Below are 3,097 nucleotides of genomic sequence, written 5' to 3' on the forward strand. Positions count from 1 at the left end.
GGGCCGGGCAGGCGGGACTGCACCTGTCCGGCGGGGTCGCCGTCCGCGCCGAGGACGTCATGATCGGCGCGATCGACGGCACCGGCGTCGTCCTGTCCGGCACCGCCCGCCTGGAGGCCGTCCGGCTCCGGCTGGAGGGCACCTCCGGCTCGGCGATCCGGCTGCGCGGCATGGCCAGGCTCCGGCTCGCCGAGTCCGTCCTGCACCGCGCCGGCAGGAGCGGCCTGCTCCTGGAGGACGGCGCCCACGCCGCGGCGGACGACACCAGGATCGACGCCGCCGGGGAGGCGGGCGTCCACGTCACCGGCTCGGCGCAGGCCGACCTGGTGGACTGCCGGATCACCGGCTCGGCCGCGAGCGGCCTGGTCGTGCGCGACAACGGGCGGCTGGTGGCGCGCGGCTGCGCGGTCGTGGCGCCGTCCGCCAACGGCCTGCTGGTCACCGACGCGGCCCGCGCCGAGCTGACCGACTGCCGGCTCGACCGCTGCGCCTACAGCTCCGTCCACCTGGCCGGCTCGGCGACGGCCGCGCTGGCGGACTGCCGGGTGCGCGGCGGTTCCGAGCACGGCGTGCACTTGGCGGGCGCGGCCCGCGCGGAGGTGTCCGACTGCCGGATCGCGGGCGTCACCATGAACGGCGTGTCCGTCACGGAGCAGGCCGCCGCCACGCTCACCGGCGTCCACGTCGAAGGCGGCGACACCGGCGTCCGCATCGCCTCGGCGGCCGGCTCGACCGTGGCGCACTGCACGGTCGACGGCACCGCCCGCACCGGCCTGGAGATCGCCGAGGGCGGCCAGGCGACGCTGGAGGACAACCGCGTGGTGCGCGCGGGCGCGGCGGGCATCGTGGTGGACGCCAAGGCGGACGTCCGGGTGGACGGCGGCTCGGTGGAGGACTGCGGGGGCTGCGGCATCGTCGTGTGGACGGGCGCCCGCCCGGCCGTGACCGGCCTGCGCGTCGAACGCCCGGCCAAGAACGGCGTCTTCGTCGCCCAAGGCGCGGGCGGCGTCTTCGACTCCTGCGACGTGCTGCGCTCGGGCTTCCCCGCCCTGCACACCGGCGCCGGGGCGGACCCGGTCTTCCGCCGCTGCCGGGTGCGGGAGTGCGCCGACGCCGTGGGCGGGGACGAGGGCGCGGCCGCGGTCTTCGAGGACTGCGCGCTCGGCGAGACCGCCGCGCCGCTGCCCGCCGGGCCGGTCGCGTCCGCCGCGCAGCCCGTGCCGGTGGAGCAGCCGCCCGAGGAGAGCCTGGAGGACCTGCTCGGCGAGCTCGACCGGCTGGTCGGCCTCGACCGGGTCAAGCGCGACGTGGGCTCGCTGGTCAAGCTGATGCAGACCGTACGCCGCCGCGAGGACGCCGGCCTGCCGGCCCCGCCGCTCAGCCGCCACCTGGTGTTCGCCGGCAACCCCGGCACCGGCAAGACCACCGTCGCCCGCCTCTACGGACGGCTGCTCAAGGCGCTGAACATGCTCCGCGTCGGCCACCTCGTGGAGGTCGACCGCAGCGACCTGGTCGGCGAGTACGTCGGGCACACCGGCCCGAAGACGGCCGCCGCGTTCACCCGGGCGCTCGGCGGCGTGCTCTTCATCGACGAGGCGTACTCGCTGGTGCCCGCGGCGGGGGGCACGGACTTCGGCCTCGAAGCGGTCGCCACCCTGGTCAAGCTCATGGAGGACCACCGCGACGACGTGGTGGTGATCGCCGCCGGCTACCCGGCCGACATGGGCAGGTTCATCGCCTCCAACCCGGGCCTGTCCTCGCGCTTCACCCGCACCCTGCTGTTCGAGGACTACGACGCCGCCGAGCTGGTGTCCATCGTGGAGCATCAGGCACGCGAGCACCGGTACGAGCTGACCCCGGCCGCCCGCGCGGAGCTGATCGGCCTCTTCGAGCGGATGCCGAGGGACACGGGCTTCGGCAACGGCCGCTACGCCCGCCAGACCTTCCAGGAGATGACCGAACGCCAGGCCCAACGGGTCGCCGAGCTGGACGACCCCACCCCCGGCCAGCTGGTCGCCCTGGAGGTGGAGGATCTCCCTCGTGTGCCTGGCGTCGGCGACCCGAGGTGATCCCGCCGGCACGTACCCGCTCTGACCGCGTCACCCAGAAGTGGAGGCGGCGGCCTGTCATCTGGGAGGTTCGCCCGCATACTGTGGAAAATCGACGTGCCCGATCGCGGATCCCAGGGAGGCCCGCGTGCCCGTGTTCGAGTCGTTGGAGCCGTACGACCCGCGCAAGGTGGGGCCGTACCGGATCGAGGCGCGGCTGGGTGCCGGCGGGATGGGACAGGTCTTCCTCGGGCGGTCGCGCAGCGGGCGGGCGGTGGCGGTCAAGGTCGTCCATCCCGAGCTGGCCGCCGACGCGGACTTCCGGCGCAGGTTCGCCAGGGAGATCGCGCTGGCGCGCACGGTGAGCGGGTTCTTCACCGCCGGGGTGGTCGACGCCGACCCCGAGGGCAGGCCGCCGTGGCTGGCGACCGCGTACGTGCCCGGCCTGTCGCTGGAGGAGGCGGTCGCCGAGCACGGGCCGTGGAGTGAGCGCGACGTGCTCGTGCTGGGGGCGGGGCTGGCGGAGGCGCTGGAGTCGATCCACGCCGTCGGCGTGGTGCACCGCGACCTGAAGCCGTCGAACGTGCTCCTGGCCGCCGACGGGCCGCGCGTGATCGACTTCGGGGTCTCCGTGGCCGTCGAGGGCGCCCGCCTGACCAGGACCGGGATGGCGGTGGGCACGCCCGGCTTCATCTCCCCCGAGCAGTTGACGGGGGCCGTGGTCGGGCCGGCCAGTGACGTGTTCTGCCTGGGCGCGGTGCTGGCCTTCACGGCCACGGGCACGGGGCCGTTCGGCGGCGGGTCGTGGCAGGGGTTGTGGTACCGCACCGTGCACGAGGAGCCCGACCTCGCGGCACTGCCGGCCCGGCTGCGGGGCCTGGTGGAACGGTGTCTCGACAAGCGCCCCGAAGCTCGGCCTTCCGCGACGGCGCTGCTGGACGAGCTGGCCGAGAGCGTCACGGACGGCGGCACACTCGCCGCCCTGTACACCGACTCCCGCTGGCTACCCGCCCCGGTCGCCCACGCCGTACGCACCTGTCTCTTATACA

General features: G+C 75.1%; 2 protein-coding genes. Both read left to right on the top strand.

Going from position 1 to position 3,097, the window contains the following annotated elements; genetic code table 11:
- Nucleotides 1-2,069: right-handed parallel beta-helix repeat-containing protein (locus C1J01_RS47225; protein ID WP_111185595.1), on the top strand; the 2,069-nt coding region annotated here is incomplete at its 5' end.
- A gap of 127 nt (nucleotides 2,070-2,196) precedes the next feature.
- The coding region (locus C1J01_RS47230; RefSeq protein ID WP_235855142.1) for a serine/threonine-protein kinase at nucleotides 2,197-3,097 on the top strand (901 nt) is incomplete at its 3' end.

The sequence above is a fragment of the Nonomuraea aridisoli genome, assembly GCF_003236395.1.
GTDB classification, from domain to species: domain Bacteria; phylum Actinomycetota; class Actinomycetes; order Streptosporangiales; family Streptosporangiaceae; genus Nonomuraea; species Nonomuraea aridisoli.